The sequence below is a fragment of the Marinilabilia salmonicolor JCM 21150 genome (assembly GCF_000259075.1).
Lineage (GTDB): Bacteria > Bacteroidota > Bacteroidia > Bacteroidales > Marinilabiliaceae > Marinilabilia > Marinilabilia salmonicolor.
Window position 1 is genome coordinate 1 of record NZ_AJKI01000003.1, and the last position, 20,018, is coordinate 20,018.

The window sequence follows — 20,018 nt, forward strand, 5'->3', positions numbered from 1 at the left end:
CCCCGCGGTTTATTGGTCGAGACGCGACCAATAAACCGCGGGAGGAGAGGTATTACAATTTTTCTGGGACGTTGCCCCAGGCTATTGCTTAAAGAACTTCGGCCTTAAAAAAGCACAGCCTAATCTTGTCAAAGTGGCATTATGTATTTCTTTAAAAGGAAAAAGCGAGGCTTTTGGGAGGACTGAATAATTGACTTCGTCGAGCTTCGTTTCATAAATTATCTATTACAATGTTCAACTACCGGCTAAATACAGGCGTCCTCAATAAAATTGACTTGAAAATAAATTTTTATTCCCTTCATCAATTATCTTTGCGGTTGCCCGTATTTATTGGTATTTGAACATCTCATGACGAAAACTTATGAATAGACCAGGTTAATAAAGTATGCATAGTTCGGCATTAATGATTAAATTTGATTTACAATACAAAATCTTGAAACAATGAAAAATATTGAACTAGGAAAAGGTGTCGATAATCTTCAGTTTGGAATGACCCGTGAGGAATTTAAAGCAATCATGGGAGAGCCGGATGAAATTGAGGTTATGGAAAATGAAGATTTAGCTGAAGATACGTCTGAAGCCTGGCACTATGATGAAATAGAGTTGTCGGCTTCCTTTGATCAGATGGAAGACTGGCGACTGACATCCCTGGCAGTTAGTTCTGATGAATATACTTTTGAGGGGGTAGATCTTATAGGGTTGAGCCAACAGGAAGTAATGGATCAGATAGAATTACTTGGATTGGGTGATGTTTCCATAGAGGAGTTGTCGGACGATGAGGATAACAGTCAGCAGATTGCAACTTTGTTGGATGTAAGTCTTAATTTATGGTTCGATAATGGGATTCTTTCCGAGATTCAATGGGGGCCGTATTGGGATGAAGACGAGGAAGAACTGATCTGGCCCGGCGAAGAAGAAGAATGAAACGAGCATGGCAACGATTGTCACAAGTGAACATGTATAAATTCCTAAATGCGAGTTCCATCCGACCGTAATAAGTAGATTTTAAACGGATGAAAAAAAAAGTTCTGATCTTTTGCAATATATTGAATTGAATGTATAAATTTATCGCGTAATTTTTATATTTGTAATTGCATGGAAAAGAGTATTTTAAAGGTTGATCCCGTGGCATTTCGTTACGATGATCCCGAGATTGATGATGATGATTTCGGTGAAGATGATGATTATGAGTGGGGAGAGGAAGACCTGGATGATGAAAATTTCGATGAAGATATTGACGAAGACTTTGATGAAGATTACGACGAAGACTTTGACAATGATTTCGATGAGGATCTTGAGGACGGGTTCGATGACGATGATTTTTAATGTCCGGCTTTAATCATCTTTGTTTTGTGAATTGAGAAAAATAACTTGTTTTATTCATAATAAAGGCCAATGGTCATAGAGTAATAGCTTTCAGCCTGTTGACCCGTTTGCGGCTTTATGTATATGGTAAGTTAAAATAAAGACAGGGGTTGTACATCTTTCTTTGTACAACCCCTGTTGTTTTTTGGCTATTGTTCTGTAAAACGCTAACTGGCTTCAATGGATCACATTCAAAAACCTGGGTCTTTGCAAAAATCTTACACAATCTGTAAAGGAGGGTTTTTCTTCAGTATTCTTCCTGTCAACGGTTTCCCCTCGCTTAAAACCTTTTTCTATTACAAAGAATCCAATCCTTCTTCCAGGGATGGGTTAGGAGAGGCCGTCAATTCGTAGACGGCCTGTTTCCTTAGATGTCTTCCCGGATAAGCTTTTTCTGAATCTTTTTTATTACGTTCTCAATAGGCTGTTCGGGTTCAATGACATTGTAGTCGCCCCAGAAATCCGGATCAGAAAAACCACTGACTTCATCTTCCATGATGGCGTTAATCTTAAGTCTGTCTGAACCTCTGAAAGGATCTTCATTGGTAACATCCCAATCGGTAATGGCCATCTCCAGGGTGGTGTGGTAATTGGTATTAAAGAGTTTTCTGCGCCAGTTGATTTTAAAGGAAGCCTGACCACGGCTGTATCCGAAGTACCATTTCCCATCTTCATTTTGCCGGTAATTGACAATATAGGAGGCCTCGGTGGGATAAACCCGGGCGCCAAAAGGTTTTTTTCGGATAAACATTCTGGCCACTTCATCTTTATCTTCTGTGTTCATGTTAAAAACTGCTCTTGTTACCGCCAGATTTTCGGTGTCCACATAAAGTTTTCCATAGAAAAGCGGAATCTTAACTGAGGGTTTCTGTTCAAAACTCAATACATAGATTGTTCGATCTTCAATGCGTGTAATATTACTGATCTTGAAGTTGTAATAGTCAATCATGTCATTGTCAAACAACAGGTACGGGTCTTTCATGATGTCCAGCATGGTGGCTGTATAAGGGCCGCCCTGCAGTTTAAAGGCTACCGTATCCAGTTTTTCATAATCCGTGCTTTTTCTTCCGATGTGTAGTTTTACCCGGTCTTCGCGCGGATTGTCGTACGAAAACTTATAGACATCGACTACTGCTTCGGAAAGAGAAACGTAAGACCAGCCTTTCTTGATTGTCTCGCGGTAAAAAGCTGTCATTTTTGTGGGTTCGGACAGGTAGTTCTCATCTCTCCGGTTCAGTACGGCTCTGATCAGCAGATTAGGGTCAGAAGGGAAAACGGAAACTTCTACCAAAGGAACTGTAATCATCTTCAGTTCAATGGTGTTTCGCCCATGCCGGAAGGTCGAAACCGGCACATATTTCTTCTCATATCCAATAAAAGAGATGCGGATTTGTTCGTTTGATTTCTCTTTGGGAACCTTTAAAGAGAAATTACCACTTGAGTTACTTACGGTGGCAATGTTTGTTCCTTCAATAGCCACTGTGGCAAAGGCCAGGGGATCGCCGGAGTCTTCATCTTCGACACTTCCCCGGAGCAGTAAAAATTTGGTGGTGTCGGGCAACTGTTCTTCTTCTTCAAATACTGAAGAAGCATATGTTGCAGTGGCGGTCATCGAAATCATGGCTACTAAGACCAATATGAATCGAAAACCTGTGCGGGTATTAAATCTGTTTGTTTTCATGGCATCAGTTTTTGGTGTTCATTATTATGCAGAATGCTATTTTAATCGTTGTTAACAGCGATGGATGTTGTTATTCATCCTTTTCAACATATAGACACCGGGATGCCGGAAAACCCTTATTGGAAATTGAATTTTTTATTTGCCATTAACGATACATTTGTTTCATGGGCTTGAGCAGGTATTCCAGTCCATTGAGTTTTATTTCGTAAATGGTTCCCAGAAGCATCCCCAATTTCCCGTTGGGCCATCCTTTCTGTGACATCCATACCAGGTATGGTTCGGGCAGGTCGCATATTCTGAGCCCTTTATATTTACCGTAGGGCATGCGGTTTGTTATCAGTTCCTTGAGAATTCCTGAATTAATTTGTGGAGTTGGTTCCATTAATATGATTTTTGAGGTAATAAAAAAGCCCGGACATTGGGAGTGCTAATGTCCGGGCAAATGTAGGAATATTTGATGTTAGATTCTATCCGGATGAGGTCCGATTCGTTCGTCGCAGTCCAATGCATCAATTTTTTTCATGTCTTCTTCCGAAATTTCGAAATCAAAGATGGATGCATTTTCTTCGATGCGGGTTTTTCTGACGCTTTTGGGAATGGTTACTATTCCTTTCTGAAGATCCCACCTAAGCACAATCTGGGCGATGCTTTTACCGTATTTTTCAGAAAGATTTTTCAGCAAATCGATTTCAAATATTCCCCCTTGCATCAACGGGCTCCATGCTTCGTATTGGATACTGTGTTTTTTACAGAAATCGATAAGATCCTGTTGGACCAGCTGCGGATGAAATTCCATTTGATTGACCATGGGCACAATTTTCCCTGAGGCCATCACATCTTCCAAATGGTGCTGCAGGAAGTTGCTGACCCCGATGGCCCGTACGCGTCCTTCTTCGTATAAAGTTTCCAGGGCACGCCAGGTATCTGTGTATTTGCCTTTGATGGGCCAGTGAACCAGGTAAAGATCCAGGTAATCGGTTTGCAGTTTTTTCAATGACTCTCCGAAAGCCCTTATCGTTTCATCATACCCCTGATCGGTATTCCACACCTTGCTGGTAATAAAAAGGTCCTTTCGCGCAATGGAGTGTGATTTGATGGCTTCTCCCAGACCGTTTTCGTTTTCGTAAAATGCGGCGGTGTCAATGTGGCGATAACCGAAGTCCAGGGCAGCATGGACAGCGTTTTTTATTTCGTCGTTGGGGGTTTGGAAAACGCCTAATCCCAGGTAGGGCATTTTGATTCCGTTGGCCAATTCTACTGTACCGTTTAAGTCTGTTATTCGCATAATGGTATTGTGTTTTTTGTATTTAAAACAAAAGAAAACCCGTTTTGTTGGTTGCCTGACAGCTATAAAAACGGGTTTTTATTTTATGTTTTAAATGGTATTACATTACTTTAAGTCGTTCTGGTTGCAGGTCTTTAACCCATTTGTTGACGATAAATTTGTTTTTTTCCATCCACTGATGAATGCCGTTGACCGGATCGGTGGCCATTTTTACCTGGTCAATCAGGCTGTTGAATTGTTTATCGGTAAGTTTCATTCGTCTGAAGAACTCGGCAGCATGAGGATGTTCTTCGATACTTTTTTTGTTTCCGACTACATAAATATGCTCGTCGGTAGGGAATATATTGTCCGGGTCTTCCAAAAACCGCACATCATGACGACTGAATATCCAGTGAGGTTCCCAGCCTGTTACTACGATCTCTCTACGACGCTTTATGGAATCGGTCATTTGAAAGGTCATTTGGTCATCCGAACCGGTGAGCAATCGGTTGTTAAGTTTGTAGTGCTTGATGGCTCTGTCCGTGGATGTCATGATACCGGCTCCGGCGTCAATACCCACAATGGGGATGGTGTCTCCGGTCAGGTCGGTGATTGAGACATATTTGCTGTAATCAGGGACCACCAGTCCTGTTTTGGGACTTTGAAATACAATTCCGATGGTGTCGATTTCATTTTTGTGCTTCTCGAAATATTGACGCTGGGTGTGAGGAAGCCAGGCATCCGGAAAGAAGTCGGCCTGCTGACCGGCAACTTCCTGATAGGCCGATTCCACATCTGTCAGTTTCAATTCTACTTCGTATCCCATCTTCTCTTCCAGAACAGTGGCAGCCATCATGGTAATGGCCACACTTTCGGTCCAGTCGGTATAATTGAGTTTTACCACACGTTTGTCCTCTTCTTCCTGTGAGGGTTTGGTGTAGTTACAGGAAACCATTATGCCCGAAATGACTATGCCGGAAAGCATAAGTGAGATCATATTGGAGATTGTTCGTTTCATGCTTTTTTTCTTTGTTAGAGAATTCGTTGGTTTTCAATTTGTTGTTCATGAAAGCCTGCTTTGTGTTGATTATCAGTAATTTTTGGGCTTTCAATCAAAGATACGTTCCAGAATTCCGGTGGACAATTTTTTGTCCTTGACAATCAGTACCGGAAGTGTTTTGCCACCTCCTGCAAGCTTCTCAGAAGTGTTGTCGAGAATGACATGCGTAAGGCCTGATTTCATTTTTGATCCTGACAAAATCAGATCGGCCTGGTTTTGAACCGCTTTGTGATAAAGAATCTGAGCTTCTCCGCCTTCTTTATTCATGCTGAATTCACAGGGAAATTCTTCCTCTTTGATGTTCAGTTTCTTGATGATTTTCTGATATTCTTTTCTGCCGTGTTTGGTCATCTGATCCAGCAGCCTTTTTTCCTGTTTCTCGGTTTGCTGTGGAAAATAGTTTAACGGCAGTTTAAAAACATTGTGGCAGGTGACCTTAGCTCCTGTTTGTTCTTTAATTGACTGAGCCATTTTGAGTGCTTCGATGGAGATTTTGGAAAAGTCCATGCGTACCCAAAGGTGGTTGATGTTGTAAGGGGCTGTTTCGGTAACCAGCAGTACGGAGGAGGGGATCAGGCTCGTGACTTTGCGGGTAATTCCACCCTCTCCGGTGTAGCCTATCTTCTTCCCCATAATCGCGAGGTCTATCTTATTGTTTTTTGCGTATCCCACAATGGTTTCGGTCGTGAGCCCCTGCTTAACCTGAATCGAGAAATCTACTTTGGCATTGAACAGTTCCTTGGCTTTCTCTTCCAGTTCTTCGCGTACTAGTTGGTCCACCGGTTCATTGAACCCGGGAAATGATGATTTGATTTCATCAGGGATTTCCACAGGGTGCATCACATGCATAAATACTACCGATGAAGGTGTAAAGGTATCCACGATAAAGTTGGTGTAGCGAAACAGAAAATCATCCATTTCTGTGAGGTCCAGGCAGACCAGTATTTTATTGAATTTCTTGTTCATAATGCTAGACTTTTTAAGATCGGTATTATTTTTCATTTTTCTTATCTGACGGGGCTTCGGTGCCTGAAGGTTGTTTTGCATGACGTGAAGCTTCCCGCTTACGAATCAATTCGCCAATAACCTTTTGATAATTTTCACGTTCGCGTTTTTTAATGACTGACTGCATGATGCCATGTTCTTCCTGTAAACCTTTGAGTAAACTGAACATCAGTATGATCAGGATAAGTGCAAATGGTAACCCTGTAATGATGGAAGCCGTCTGAAGAGCCCCGAGACCTCCGCCAATCAATAATACTGCTGCTACGGCTCCCTCTGTCAATGCCCAGAAAACCCGTTGTGGAACCGGTGCATCCAGCTTTCCGCCGGCTGTAAGGCTGTCAACTACCAGAGATCCTGAATCGGAAGAGGTTATGAAAAAGCTGGTTACCAGCAAAACTCCCACCAGTGAGGTAATGGAGGAAATCGGGTACTGCTCGAGTAGTATATACAGCGAGGTGGCTACATTTTCCCTGACGGCTGTGGCGATATCGGCCATAGAGTTTAACTCCAGGAAGATGGCACTTCCTCCAAAGGCGGAAAGCCACAGAAAAGTAAGCAGGGTAGGTACAATCAGTACTCCCAGAACAAACTCCCGTAGTGTGCGACCTCTTGAAATTCGTGCAATAAACATTCCCACAAAAGGTGACCAGCTGATCCACCATGCCCAGTAAAATACTGTCCAGCCATTTTGCCAGTCAGATTGCTGATAGGTCTCTGTCCAGAAGCTGATTTCGAAGAAACTCTGGATGTAATAACCTGCATTCTGGGTAAATGAATCTAAAATAAACAGGGTGGGGCCAACGATAATTATAAATATTAAAAATATGGCTGCCAGTACTATGTTTATTTCACTCAGGCGTTTTACTCCGGCATCAAGGCCTGCAACCACTGACGCTGTGGCTCCAAGTGTAATCACCGTGATCAGAATGACCTGAACGGTGATGGTGTCCGGGAGGTTTACCAAATGTGCAAGTCCGGCGCTGACTTGCTGAACTCCTAACCCCAGCGAGGTGGCCAGTCCAAACAGTGTGGAAACAACCGCCAGTACATTGATGCCCTTCCCCAGAGGGCCATTGACGCGTTCTCCCAAGAGCGGATAAAAAATGGAACTGATGGTCAGCGGAAGTTTTTTATTGAAGGTAAAAAACGCCAGGGCCATACCCACCAGCGCGTAAATGCCCCAGGCATGAAGTCCCCAGTGAAGAAACGTGGTTTGCATGGCATGTTTGGCAGCTTCAACTGTTCTGGGTTCGCCCATGGGGGGATTCACAAAGTGACTGATGGGTTCGCCAACACTCCAGAACAAAATACCGATACCCATACCGGCACTGAAGAGCATGGCAAACCAGCCTCCTTTGGAAAATTCAGGTTTCGCTTCGGGTCCTCCGAGTCTTATTTTTCCATATTTGCTGAATGCCAGAAAAAGGATAAAAAACAAAAACAGGTTGACTGATAGAATAAAAAACCATCCACCATTGTCTGATATACTGGTTTGAATGGTGGCAAAAATTTTATTCATGGGAGCTCCGATGGCCAGTGTAACTACAATAAAGGCCACAATCAAAACTGCAGAAGGCCAGAAAACAGGACCGTCCACATCAAAATACTTGTTTTTGCTGATCAGGTGCTCCTCGCCCTCATGGGGAGAGGTGGGGGTGTTTTTATCGTCCATACTTTACTCGTTTGGTTGCAATTAAATTTTCGTCACCGTTTGGAAGCTTTAAGTTATGAACTTTTATAAATAAACAGGGAAGAAATTGTGTTTTTTTTAACAAACTTCTTCCCTGTGTGAAAAGTAACTACTTGTCAGTTAGATTATTGGCAATGGATGTGCTTGATTACTAATTCCCGTTCTCTCTCTTTATCATGAGCAATTTCATTTCGGATGTTGATGTCATTGAAGTTTTTTAGTTTATCGATGGTGTGGGTAATTATTAACCGTGGAAATACACCACTTCCTATAAATACATCTCTTTTCTCATCGAGGCGTTCAGCCGACTCATAACAGGAAGCGGGCAACTGATTCAGATTTTTAAAGTCAGATGTGTGAAAGATGTTACCCTTGACATACAGACTTTCTGCTTGTTCCAGAGCATCATTCATTTTCAGTCCGTGTACGGCAGAGATTAACAAACCTGCCATTATCAGATGGATATTTGCACTTCCGTCGGGAACCCTGAATTCAAAAGTCTGAGTCTGGTTAGTCGGGCTTTTGGTATCCTTTGTCATTCCCGGATTTACGATTTCAGCCATATTGTTTCCGCCCGTCCATCCCAATGGGATCCTCACCAGTGCCGACCGATTTCGTTCTCCCCAGCAAATATAAGTTGGAGCTTCCTGATTGGGTACCAGCCGTAGATATGAGGTAGGCACTGTATTCCCAAAAGCGGTGAGCGCGTCGGCTAAATCCAGAATTCCTGCAATGATTTTTTTTGTGGTTGTGCTGAGATGCTCGTTTTCCATGACGATGTTTTGATCATCTTTGAGAATCATCATGTGAAAATGCAGCCCGTTTCCGGCTTTGCCTGTACTGATTTTGGGAGCAAAACTGATTTCTACATTTAGTTGATCTGCCAGCATTCTTAGAATCCATTTGGCAATGAGAATCTGATCTGCCGCCATTTCCGGAGAGGTGGGAAGAAATTCAATTTCGTGCTGTTCAAAGGCTTCATCTTCTTTGGTGAAATTTCCCACTTCGGAGTGTCCGTATTTTATTTGGCCTCCGCATTCAGCAATCAGGCGCAGGGCTTCTTTACGCATCCATTCAAATTTGGCAAATGGCTCCGATTCGTGATACCCTTTCTGGTCGGTGGCCTGAAAAAGACTATCTGTGGGACTGTTGACATAATACTCCAGTTCCCCGAGCATTTTCATCTCCAGCCCAGTAGATTCATTGAAATAACGGGATGCGTTTCGGAGAATGTTTTCGGGAGCCAGTTCCAGCAGGTTACCCGTATGGTCAAAAAACGAACAAAGTATTTCCACGGATGGAATCTCAGAAAAGGGATTCAGAAAAGCAGTCTGATATCTGGGGATTACATACAAATCACTGCTTCCTGTTTCCATGAACGAAAAAAGTGATGAACCATCCACGCGTTCGCCGAAAGTCAGAATCTTGTTGAGATGGTCAACACTGTGAATGGCAAAATTGAGCGTTTTTAGCCGTCCGTCCTCTCCCGGATATCTGAAGTTTAGCAGCCTGATATCATTGCCTGTCATATAACTGATGATGTCTTCCCGGGTAAACTGTTCCGGTTGTTTCTTCAGAAATTTGGCCAGTGGATTGGGGCTGAAATTAAATTGTTGTTCCATGATTTTGTCCTTAAAAGTTTATAGAAGCAGACTGCATTCGCCTGTTGCAATATGGAATCTAACTTAAGGATATTGTGTCATGAAAAAACTGAGAAACATCAGAAATAAAAGATGTTAGGACTTGATTTTTGTCAGGCTTCCTGTCCGATGGTTACCTCATAGTATTCGGTAACATCGGTAATTTTCATACCTGCTTCCCGGGCTGCATTCATACCCAGAATTCCGTCTTCAAATACCTGACACTCATGAGGGGCAACGCCCATTTGTTCTGCACATCTGAGAAAAGTTTCCGGATGTGGTTTGGGATTGGAAATGTCATCAGAAGTAACCAGAATATCGAAATACCTGTCCATGCCCACCACTTTCAATGTTTGCTCGGCAATGCTCCTTTGTCCCCCTGTACCTACCGACATGGGAAGTTTCCCATGATATTTTCTGATGATGTCAGCCACAGGTTCAATAATTTTAGTTCGATGAATGGTTGCCCTGAAGATATCTTCCTTTTCTTCACCCATTTGCACCGGGTCAATGTTTTTATTAAACATCCCGTTGAGTTTCTCCACAGTGCCATAAAGCGGAATTCCGGCAAGCTCCATGAATAGGTCTGTGGTGAAATCAATACCATGTTTTTTTAATGTGTCACGCCATGCAATAAAATGTGCCGGCATGGTGTCGGCAATCGTTCCATCCAGGTCAAAAATTAGTCCTTTTACTCCCGGAAGAATTTGAATGTTATTTTGCATCTCGAAATTATTGTCTTTATTCAGAAAGCAAAGATAATGAATTGGAATGAGGCCCGGTGTTACCGGAACATTAATGGCTGTTAATGATTATCAAATGACATAGCTTTGCTTATGAATGAAAACAAAAAATGCTAAAATCTTGTATATTTTTTCAAAAAACCGTTCTTTTGAAGTCAATTTGTCAATTTTAATTCATTTTTTGCTTGTTCATAAATAAGTAACGGTTCGTGGTTTTGTCCGGATCTTACCTTAAAAGATGCTTTTACAGAAGTTTGTTTCGAAGAATCGGAACCATTTCCTTTAGCCTGAATAATTGACTTCGTCGAACTTCGTTTTATGGATTTTCGTTATGAGATGCTCAAATACCAGGAAATATAAGAAACCGCAGGCAAATTTGAAGAAGGAAATAGTGAACTATTTTCAAATTAAATTTGCTGAGGACTCTTGAATTTCGCTGGTAGTTGAGTATCGTAATAGATAATTTGTGAATTAATCAGGTTAGTCCTAATAAACATCAAATATTTAACGAATGAAACGAGTCCCGATTACTCGGGACGAGTTCCATTAGATTTTTAATAATCAAATTATACACTAATGAAACCCGGAGAGAAAATCAAATTACAAAGAGAGGATAAGAAATTAGACCTCAAAGAGGTGGCACAAAGGACTCAACTGGATGAACAACAATTGGCCAGAATAGAGGCCGGTGAGGTTGCTCCTGCACTTGGAACATTGATTAAGCTGGCTCGTGTATTCGGGGTGCGCCTGGGAACTTTTCTTGATGATCAGGAAGAAACCGGCGCTGTTGTTTCCAGAAAAGGGGAGAATGGCCCTTCCGATAATATGAATGCGGCAGGATCGCAGCCAAGGGAAAATCTTGCTTTTTCCTCTCTTGCCAGACAAAAAAGTGATCGGCATATGGATCCTTTTCTTATTGAGGTTCAGCCCGGTGATGAGTTCAATTCCGGATCTTCATCACACGAAGGAGAGGAGTTCTTATATGTGTTGAAGGGTACGCTGGAAGTCACCTACGGAAAAGAAAAGTATGAGTTGAAAGAGGGGGATACCATCTATTATGATTCCATTGTGGATCATAAAGTATCCGCAACGGGTACTGAGAAAGCACTGGTGTTGGCGGTTGTTTATCTGCCTGTTTAATGCAATAATTGTTTATCAACTCATCCGAAAAATTTACTTATGTCTTTTCAATTAACCGAAGATACGCTGGGCGGACTGCTTGAGAAGTGGTCCGGTGAGATGCCTGAACATGATTTTATGGTTTACCCGGATCGTGGTCTGCGCTTCTCCTACAGCGAATTTAATGACCGTGTGGATAAAATGGCCAAAGGATTGATGGCCATTGGAGTCCAAAAGGGTGATAAAGTAGGTATCTGGGCCAATAATGTACCCGACTGGACAACACTGATGTTTGCCACAGCCAAGATTGGCGCTATTTTGGTTACCATCAACACCAATTATAAGCTCGCGGAACTGGAATATCTCATAAAGAATGCAGATCTGAATACACTTTGTCTGATTGACGGGTATCGTGACAGTGATTATGTGGATATGGTGTTTCAGTTGGTACCCGAATTGAAAACCTCTCAACGGGGCCATCTGAAAAGTGAGAAATTTCCTGAACTTCATAATGTTATGTTTCTGGGTCCCCAGAAACACCGGGGAATGTATAATACCCCTGAAATTCTGACATTGGGCAATCATGTTGATGATGCTACTCTGCTGGAGCGCAAGCAGCAGGTGACCTGCCACGATGTGGTGAATATGCAGTATACTTCGGGAACCACCGGGTTCCCAAAAGGGGTTATGTTGACGCATCATAATATAGTGAACAACGGACTCGGGGTAGGCGACAATATGAAATATACCCCAAAAGACAGATTGTTGTTGCCGGTTCCTCTTTTTCACTGCTTTGGTTGTGTGCTTGGTGTTTGTGCTGTCATAACACATGGGGTGAGTATGGTTATTACCGAGGATTTTGACCCTTTGAAAGTCCTCGCCGCCGTGCAAAAGGAGAAATGTACTTCCATTTACGGAGTGCCTACCATGTTTATTGCCGAACTCAATCATCCCATGTTTGATATGTTTGACCTCTCTTCCCTGAGAACAGGTATAATGGCTGGCTCATTGTGTCCCATTGATACCATGAAAGAGGTGATGACCAAAATGCATTGTGATGACATTATCATTGTTTACGGTTTGACAGAATCGTCACCCGGGATGACCACAACAAGAACTTTTGATGAGCCGGAAATCAGGGCTACTACCGTTGGGAAAGAACTTCCCGGAGTAGAGGTGAAAATTGTTGATCCGGAAACGGGAGAAGAACTTGAGTCCGAACAGCAAGGTGAAATCTGTTGCCGCGGTTACAATGTGATGAAAGGTTATTACAACAATCCGGAGGCTACCCAAAAGGCAATTGATAAGGAAGGCTGGTTACACTCGGGCGACCTGGCAGTGAGAACGCAGGATGGTTTTTACAAAATCACCGGGCGTATCAAAGACATGATAATCCGGGGCGGGGAGAATATCTATCCGCGTGAGATTGAAAACTACATTTACAATATGCCTGAAGTGGAGATGGTGGAAGTAGTTGGTATTCCGGATGAAAAGTACGGTGAGATTGTGGGGGCTTTCATTAAGCTGAAAAGCGGCAAATCTCTTACCGAAGAGGTTGTCCAGGATTTCTGCCGCGGAAAAATATCACGGTACAAAATTCCCAAACATGTATTTTTTGTTGATGATTTTCCGAAAACAGCCAGTGGCAAGATTCAGAAATATAAGCTCCGGGATATGGGGGCGGAAATGGCGAAATAGATTTGTGTTTTACAGGCGTATTTTGGCAAAACCAAAATACGCCTGTAAAACACTTTTTCAACTTACCCCATTCGCGACTTGTAATCCTCATAACCAAACTTCCGGACAACTTTCAGCCCTTCCGTATTGTTCCAAAAGGCGATGGATGGATGCGGAACCCCGTTAAACATGGTGGTTTTTACAATGGTGTAATGAATCATATCTTCAAAAACAACTTTATCTCCCGGTTTGAGGGGTTCGTCGAACGACCAGTAGCCGATAAAATCGCCTGCCAGACAACTGTTACCACCCATGCGGTAAGTCGGTAAACCTTTTACCGGTTCGTGGTAAGCGCCCCTAATGCGCGGTTTGTAGGGCATCTCCAGACAATCGGGCATATGGGCAGTGAAGCTGACATTTAGAATAGCCGTTTGGATACCGTGGTTTTCTACTATGTCCATCACCTCAGATACCAGAACTCCTGTTTCCCAGGCAAATGCACTGCCGGGTTCCAGAATAATGTGCAGATTCCATTTTTCTTTGAAGGCTTTCAGGGTATGAATCAGATGTTCTACATCATAGTCTTTGCGGGTCATCAGGTGACCTCCGCCCATATTGAGCCATTTAATCTGATTAAGCTGCTTCCCGAATTTAGTCTCTACATTTTCCAATATCTTTTCCAGTTCATCGCTCGATGATTCGCACAAAGCATGAAAATGCAAGCCTTCTATTCCTTCAGGAAGCTGATCAGGAATCTGGTCCGCAATGATTCCCAGTCGAGAACCGGGAGAACAGGGGTTGTACAAATCGGTGGAGACTTCCGAATATTCCGGGTTGATACGTAAGCCCGGGGAGATGTGTTTATTATGATTCTGAAGGAACTTCCTGAACCGTTCGTATTGATTGATGGAATTAAACGTGATGTGGCTGCTGTACTGCATGATGCCCGGAAAATCATCTTCTGTATAGGCCGGGCTGTAGGTATGTGCCGGGCTTCCCATTTCCTCAAAAGCAAGGCGGGCCTCGTGAATGGAGCTGGCGGTGGCGCCGGGAATGTACTCCCTTACGATGGGAAATGCCGGCCACAACGAAAAGGCCTTGAATGCAAGTATTATTTCTATTCCGGCCCTGTCACGGACACTTTTTATAAGTTCAAGGTTTTTGCGCAATAAAGCCTCATCCATCACATAGGCTGGCGAGGGAACCTGATTGATATTGATGCTCATTCTGCTGTTTTTAGTAAACGACAAATATAGCAGAGAATTGTTTGCTGACAAATGGTTTTGTTTGGAAAGGGAACCTGGGTTGCATTTCATGATTTCGATTAATATTTTGCAATTGCAAGGCATTGAGAAACCATCCTGGAAAGAAATCTTTGGTTATTTAAACCCAACATCATTGATAAATTTTGTAACTTTGATTGATTCGAGAATAAAAAAGTTAAATTATGGGGAATGAGGCAATTAAGTTGGAGCTTATTGAATGGTTAACCAAACTGGAGGATGAGGAAACCATCGAATATCTGAAAGTTGTAAAGGATTCAAAATCTACTGAAAAGGAATGGTGGACTGATTTGACTGATTCTCAAAAGCAGGGGGTTGAAAGAGGATTAAATGATATCGAAAATGGTCCGACAGTTTCTCATGATGATGTAAAACGCAGGTATGGACTTTGAATTGAGATGGTCTGAAGAATCTGTAAAGAATCTTGAAGATATTTTGGAAGATTTACGTTTAAGATGGACCGAAAAGGAAGTCAGTAATTTTAAATAGAAGTTGAGTCAATAATTGCAATTGATTGTTCAGAATCCTCTTTTGTTTCCATTATCAACTCAGAAAGATGAATTGAGAAAGGCTGTTTTAAGTAAGCAAACTACAATTTTTTACAAGATAAAAGGGAATGTTGTTTTTCTTGCTTATCTTCATTTGAATAGAAGGGATATGGGGTATATTAAATAAAACGAGCATAAACCTTCGGTGTCTTTTTTGTACTGCAGATTTGTAAACAAAGAAACACGATGATTTCTACTTCTTCCCCGCAAAATAACTCAGCAATTTGGGTTTCATCATTTTACTCACAGATATTGTGTGTTCTCCTACTTTTACCAGATTGCCATTGATTTCCCTGATTTTATCCAGTGCCACAATATAGGATTTATGAATGCGCATAAAACGCTCTGCAGGGAGCTCCTGCTCTAGCTTACGGAGTGAGAAGAGCCCCATATATTTGGCTGTGTGCGTGTGAAAAGTAACATATTCCAGAGCTCCTTCAATATATAGGATATCGTCATAAAGAAGTTTTACCATTCTTCTGTCTGATTTCACTATAATGAAATTTTTTGTTTCCTCGGCGGGAGCTTCCTGAACGATTGATTTTCCTGCAGGTGATTCCAGTTCCTTGTATTTTTGCTTGTAATTGAGAATGGTAATAATCTTGTTGACTGCTTTAACAAACCGTGGAAAAGAAACCGGTTTCAGCAGGTATTCTACTGCATTCACTTCAAATCCCTGAACAGCATATTGAGGATAAGCCGTGACAAAAACGATTAGGGGCCCGTGGGGGACCATCAGGTTCTTGATGAAATCCATTCCCGACATATCCGGCATCTCAATATCTGTAAAGATGACATCAATTTGGCCGTTGGAAATGGTATCGATGGCAGCCATCGGGGAGTCAAACGAATCGATCAGATTGAACTGAGGAATTTTTGAAATATAATCGGCCATCAGTTTACGTGCCAGAAATTCGTCATCAATTACAATGCAGTTATATTTTCCCTGAGCTGCCATAGGATAGATTATTTAGAGTCTGTCTATAAAATAAGCGTTTTTCACGTGTTTGAGATAGAAAGTTCAAATTCAAGGCGTGTGAAAAATCTAAACCGCAGTCCCGAAGTAGCTTTTGTAAGGTTTTTTAAACAAAAAACCAACAAAAAGCACAATCGGGATGAGGACTTAGATTTTGAGCAACAACGCAGAAGTTGGACTTCATAGACAAACACTATTTATACAATTTCAAAGTTATTTTATATTTGTCTTCATCATGGACGATAATCAGCTTATGCTTTTTAGGATAAAGTAGTTCAAGCCTGTTGCGTGCATTCTCAATGCCAATACCACGTGTTTTGCCTGTTTTTTTGTCGGTTGTCTGAGCCCGGATGCTGTTTTCCACACTGAAATGAAATTCTTCAGCGTTTTGTTTCAATTCAATATTTACAAAACCTGATTTATCCTTTTCAATCTTGCTGTGTTTGAACGCATTTTCCACAAAGGTAACCAGAAGCATGGGAGCAATTTGATAATTTTCGTCATGTATTCCTACTTCAAAGGTGATATTTTGTCGCTTTTCAGTTTTTAGCTGCTGAAATTCAAGGAAACTGTTGATGTAATCGATCTCCTTGTAGAGAGATATATAGTCCGATTCGCAATCGTACAGCACGTACCGAAGCATATCTGACAGCATGGTGATTTTTTCGGGTGTTGATTCGTCACCCGTATAGGCCATGGAGTATATATTGTTAAGTGCATTGAACAGAAAATGCGGGTTGACCTGTGTTTTTAGGAATTTTAATTCACTTTCAGCCTTCTCGCGCTTGAGCGTTTCAATTTCCACAATGCTGTTTTCCTGTTTTTCTTCCAGGTATTTGGTCATGCTGATCCAGAAGGCAATCAGACACAGTATGATATGAAAAATAAAGGCACCAAAAAGGTTGAAGTTCTCCGGTCGTAATGACGGGTATAGTTTTGTGAAGAAGGCTTCGATACTAACACCTATAACAGCCAGACTTACAATGAGTATTGTGTTGTATACTCTGAATTTGGTCTTATAGCCGGAATGATAGCGGGGCATAAGCCATTTAATGTTTACATTGTAAACAATATACTGGATGGAGGTCAGTACCACAGCATGAATAAGGCCTTTCAGGGCACTGATCTGAGATCCTATTGAAAAGTAAAACAGAGCCAGCATTATCCATATTGCAATGGATGGAAGGGCCTTGTACCACCTGGTGAAGTTTGAAAACATGGTATCCTTTCTAAATTTATTTTTTGGCGTCCGGCCCGGGGCAAAATTATTATTTATCCCCGGGAACACTATTGTCTTCTGTCAAATTTCAATAAACGGACGAAAATTTCAATAATCGGCCTTTTTTTTCAATGAACGGACTTTCTCCCGGATTTTGTCTGATTATTGAAAACTCTCCGCGTTTCCTTGATTCCATTTTAAATACCTGTTGGCATGGGTGATATTTGCTGACGGAATTCAAAAATAAGCTTTGTCCGGCCCTTTTGATTTCCTGAAAGTAATTGAAACCATGTTGAAAATCAAATTTTAGTACAATATGCAAAACAGGATTTTAATGTTTTTGATGGCGGTGATGCTGACGGGTACTGTCGGTGCTCAGGAAAGTCTCCGTTTGACGTTGGAAGAAGCGCAGAACCATGCTTTGGAGCACAACCGTACACTGAAAAATGCTTCTATGGATGTGCAGATCGCGGAGGCAAGCCGTTGGCAGACCATAGCAACCATGCTGCCACAGGTAAATGCCACCGTTGATTACAGTAATATGTTCGGGTATTCGATGGATTTGGGAGACTTTCAGATCTCTATGCCCAACTCAGTAACGTATGGAGGTACCGCTTCGGTTGCCCTCAGTGGTGCACAGGTTGTTGGAGTGCAGTTGGAAAATATTGCCAAAAATATGGCTGATATCACCCTGAAGCAGAGTGAGAAGGAAGTGACCGATCAGGTAAAAACATTATACTATTCTGCACTGGTGATGGAGGAGACCACATCTTTGTTGGAGAAGAACCTGGAAAATCTGGAAAAGCTTTTCAATTATACACAGCAATCGGTGGAAGTGGGGATTTCTGAGCAGACTGATGCCGACCTTATCTCGGTGCAGATTGCCACCATGAATACCAATATCAATTCCACCCGGAGATCATTAGAGATGATATATAACTCTCTTAGACTGCAACTGGGACTGGACGTTAATTCAGAAATTGAATTATCCCAAACCATTGATGAATTGATGCAACCTCAAAAAGCCATGGCGTTGCTTGATATGGATTTTATGCTCGACAATAATTACAACTACCAGTTGCTGGAACAGAATGTGGAACTGGCCAAAAAGCAGGTGACAATGAAGAAGTGGGAGTATGCTCCGTCGCTACAGGCATTTTATCAATACACCAAAAAGGAGTATTTGAGTGATGAGGCCACGATGAACAGCACGCCTCCCAATATGTTCGGGGTTTCACTGAATATTCCCATTTTCTCCAGCGGCAGCAGATATAAAGCTGTGCAGGAAGCCAAACTGGGATACAAGCAGCAACTGAATACTTTCGACGATACACGTGAGTCTTTGATTATTCAGCATCGTCAGCTTTCGTACAATCTTACTTCATCTTATGAAAGTCTGGAAACCCAGGAAAAAAATATGGTGGTGGTTCAGCGGGTATTCGATAATGTTTCCCGTAAGTACGAACAGGGAATTGCATCCAGTCTGGATGTGACCAATTCCGGAACCGAACTTATTTCAGCCCAGAACAGCTATGTGCAGGCACTGCTCGATGTGGTGACGGCTCAGATTGAGCTGGAGCAACTGCTGAATGTGGAAGCACCTTAGAAAGGCAGGAGTGAGGTTGAGGCTAAGGTTAAGTGATATTAGAATAATAATCAGATAACAATAAAACACAGATAATGATGAACCGTTTTTTAATACTTGTAATTACAGCAGGACTTTCTTTGGCAATGGTTAGTTGTGGTGCTGCCACCGAAAAAGCTGAAGCCAAAAACGAAGCTGAACGGGTAGAAAATGTAAAAGTTACCGAACTAAAGAAAAGCACGGTGACCCGTAAAATTGATATCTCTACTACCCTGGAAGGGTATGAGACAGTGAATATTGCACCCTCTCTGACCGGAATTATTGAGGAGATTTTTGTGGAAGTGGGATCACGTGTGAATAAGGGAGATATGCTGGTGCGACTGGATCAGAATCAGTATAAAACAGCCAGGCTCACTTATTCCAATGCAAAAATTGAGTTTAAGCGGCTGGAAGTGTTGAAAGAATCGGGAACCGTTTCTCAACAAGCTTATGATCAGGCCAAGCTGGCTCTTGATCAGGCCAAAGAGAATCTTGAGTTTCTGGAACCCAACACATTTGTGAAAGCACCAATACGCGGTGTGATTTCCGAAAAGAATTATGAGGAGGGCGAGTTGTTTAGCGGAAGTCCGATTCTTACGCTAACCCAAACCCATCAGCTAAAGGCGTTGATTAGCATTCCCGAATCTTATGTGCCTTTTGTAAAGGAGGGAATGGAATTGACTGTGAAACCCGATGTCTATAAAAATCAGGAATTTCCTGCTGTTATAGAAATTGTTTATCCCACCATCGATCCTGCAACTCATACCTTTCAGGCAAAAGTACGGATTCCCAATTCAGAGAATTTGCTGAGGCCAGGAATGTACGTGCAGACATCAATAAACCTTTACGATGTTGAAGCATTGATGGTTCCTTATCGCGCAGTATTGAAACTGACAGGTTCGGATGAACGATATGTTTTTGTGAACGAAAATGGTACAGCAAAAAGAATGAGGGTGAAGCTGGGACAACGTTTTGATGACCTCATAGAAGTTTCTTCTGATGAATTGAAACCAGGAGACCAGTTGGTAACCGTGGGACAGGCCAAACTGATTGAGGGCATGAAGCTCAATGTAGTAAAGTAATCCTGATTGTTGTTTTAGGTTACTCCGGTTCGGTGACTTTTT

19 protein-coding genes are annotated in these 20,018 nt (G+C 42.1%); 8 read left to right on the forward strand and 11 right to left on the reverse strand.

Going from position 1 to position 20,018, the window contains the following annotated elements; genetic code table 11:
* Positions 1 to 441: 441 nt before the first annotated feature.
* The 3 genes from W7W_RS0103410 (at position 442) to W7W_RS23420 (ending at position 1,719) form a co-directional block, all read left to right on the forward strand.
* Complete coding sequence (locus W7W_RS0103410) at positions 442 to 924, forward strand: hypothetical protein (RefSeq protein WP_010662441.1); 483 nt, start codon at positions 442 to 444, stop codon at positions 922 to 924.
* Between the two features lie 171 nt (positions 925 to 1,095).
* On the forward strand, positions 1,096 to 1,326 hold the full coding sequence (locus W7W_RS0103415; protein WP_010662442.1) for a hypothetical protein: 231 nt from the start codon (positions 1,096 to 1,098) through the stop codon (positions 1,324 to 1,326).
* A 246-nt stretch (positions 1,327 to 1,572) separates the two neighbouring features.
* On the forward strand, positions 1,573 to 1,719 hold the full coding sequence (locus tag W7W_RS23420) for a hypothetical protein (RefSeq protein ID WP_157202435.1): 147 nt from the start codon (positions 1,573 to 1,575) through the stop codon (positions 1,717 to 1,719).
* Positions 1,720 to 1,732: 13 nt separating this feature from the next.
* Here the strand turns inward: W7W_RS23420 and W7W_RS0103425 are convergent, their stop codons facing one another.
* The 8 genes from W7W_RS0103425 to W7W_RS0103460 all read right to left on the reverse strand — a co-directional run bounded on the left by W7W_RS0103425 (position 1,733) and on the right by W7W_RS0103460 (position 10,430).
* On the reverse strand, positions 1,733 to 3,046 hold the full coding sequence (locus W7W_RS0103425) for a carboxypeptidase-like regulatory domain-containing protein (RefSeq protein WP_010662443.1): 1,314 nt from the start codon (positions 3,044 to 3,046) through the stop codon (positions 1,733 to 1,735).
* A 145-nt stretch (positions 3,047 to 3,191) separates the two neighbouring features.
* Complete coding sequence (locus W7W_RS0103430) at positions 3,192 to 3,428, reverse strand: DUF3820 family protein (protein WP_010662444.1); 237 nt, start codon at positions 3,426 to 3,428, stop codon at positions 3,192 to 3,194.
* A gap of 78 nt (positions 3,429 to 3,506) precedes the next feature.
* Positions 3,507 to 4,331, reverse strand: coding sequence for an aldo/keto reductase (locus W7W_RS0103435; protein WP_010662445.1), 825 nt, complete (start codon positions 4,329 to 4,331; stop codon positions 3,507 to 3,509).
* A 100-nt stretch (positions 4,332 to 4,431) separates the two neighbouring features.
* Positions 4,432 to 5,328 (reverse strand): glycine betaine ABC transporter substrate-binding protein, encoded by an 897-nt coding sequence (locus W7W_RS21605; protein ID WP_010662446.1) that lies wholly within the window; start codon positions 5,326 to 5,328, stop codon positions 4,432 to 4,434.
* A gap of 90 nt (positions 5,329 to 5,418) precedes the next feature.
* Complete coding sequence (locus W7W_RS0103445; protein ID WP_025006799.1) at positions 5,419 to 6,336, reverse strand: universal stress protein; 918 nt, start codon at positions 6,334 to 6,336, stop codon at positions 5,419 to 5,421.
* 25 nt (positions 6,337 to 6,361) lie between these two features.
* A complete protein-coding gene (locus tag W7W_RS0103450; RefSeq protein ID WP_010662448.1) occupies positions 6,362 to 8,047 on the reverse strand; it encodes a BCCT family transporter in 1,686 nt (561 codons plus the stop codon).
* 143 nt (positions 8,048 to 8,190) lie between these two features.
* Positions 8,191 to 9,687, reverse strand: a complete 1,497-nt coding sequence (locus W7W_RS0103455) for a glutamine synthetase family protein (RefSeq protein ID WP_010662449.1) — start codon at positions 9,685 to 9,687, stop codon at positions 8,191 to 8,193.
* A 131-nt stretch (positions 9,688 to 9,818) separates the two neighbouring features.
* Entirely contained in the window at positions 9,819 to 10,430 is a 612-nt protein-coding gene (locus W7W_RS0103460) for an HAD family hydrolase (protein WP_010662450.1), read from the reverse strand.
* A 594-nt stretch (positions 10,431 to 11,024) separates the two neighbouring features.
* Between W7W_RS0103460 and W7W_RS0103465 the strand changes: the two genes are divergently transcribed.
* Together W7W_RS0103465 and W7W_RS0103470 are read left to right on the forward strand one after the other, a co-directional pair.
* Positions 11,025 to 11,588 (forward strand): helix-turn-helix domain-containing protein, encoded by a 564-nt coding sequence (locus W7W_RS0103465; protein ID WP_010662451.1) that lies wholly within the window; start codon positions 11,025 to 11,027, stop codon positions 11,586 to 11,588.
* Between the two features lie 39 nt (positions 11,589 to 11,627).
* Positions 11,628 to 13,265 (forward strand): AMP-binding protein, encoded by a 1,638-nt coding sequence (locus W7W_RS0103470; protein ID WP_010662452.1) that lies wholly within the window; start codon positions 11,628 to 11,630, stop codon positions 13,263 to 13,265.
* A gap of 62 nt (positions 13,266 to 13,327) precedes the next feature.
* On the opposite strand, the gene nspC is transcribed toward W7W_RS0103470, so the two are convergent.
* Positions 13,328 to 14,470 carry a carboxynorspermidine decarboxylase gene (gene nspC / locus W7W_RS0103475; protein WP_010662453.1) on the reverse strand — a complete coding sequence of 381 codons (1,143 nt, stop codon included), beginning with the start codon at positions 14,468 to 14,470 and terminating at the stop codon, positions 13,328 to 13,330.
* 221 nt (positions 14,471 to 14,691) lie between these two features.
* On the opposite strand from nspC, the gene W7W_RS0103485 reads away from it, so the two are divergent.
* Complete coding sequence (locus tag W7W_RS0103485) at positions 14,692 to 14,919, forward strand: hypothetical protein (protein ID WP_010662455.1); 228 nt, start codon at positions 14,692 to 14,694, stop codon at positions 14,917 to 14,919.
* A gap of 349 nt (positions 14,920 to 15,268) precedes the next feature.
* Here the strand turns inward: W7W_RS0103485 and W7W_RS0103495 are convergent, their stop codons facing one another.
* Both W7W_RS0103495 and W7W_RS0103500 read right to left on the reverse strand, forming a co-directional pair.
* Positions 15,269 to 16,033, reverse strand: coding sequence for a LytR/AlgR family response regulator transcription factor (locus W7W_RS0103495; RefSeq protein WP_010662456.1), 765 nt, complete (start codon positions 16,031 to 16,033; stop codon positions 15,269 to 15,271).
* A 211-nt stretch (positions 16,034 to 16,244) separates the two neighbouring features.
* A complete protein-coding gene (locus W7W_RS0103500; RefSeq protein WP_010662457.1) occupies positions 16,245 to 17,270 on the reverse strand; it encodes a sensor histidine kinase in 1,026 nt (341 codons plus the stop codon).
* Positions 17,271 to 17,586: 316 nt separating this feature from the next.
* Here W7W_RS0103500 and W7W_RS0103510 point away from each other — a divergent pair, with 316 nt between their 5' ends.
* On the forward strand, positions 17,587 to 18,876 hold the full coding sequence (locus W7W_RS0103510) for a TolC family protein (protein WP_025006798.1): 1,290 nt from the start codon (positions 17,587 to 17,589) through the stop codon (positions 18,874 to 18,876).
* A 74-nt stretch (positions 18,877 to 18,950) separates the two neighbouring features.
* Positions 18,951 to 19,976 (forward strand): efflux RND transporter periplasmic adaptor subunit, encoded by a 1,026-nt coding sequence (locus W7W_RS0103515; protein ID WP_234408519.1) that lies wholly within the window; start codon positions 18,951 to 18,953, stop codon positions 19,974 to 19,976.
* The last annotated feature ends 42 nt before the right edge of the window (positions 19,977 to 20,018 follow it).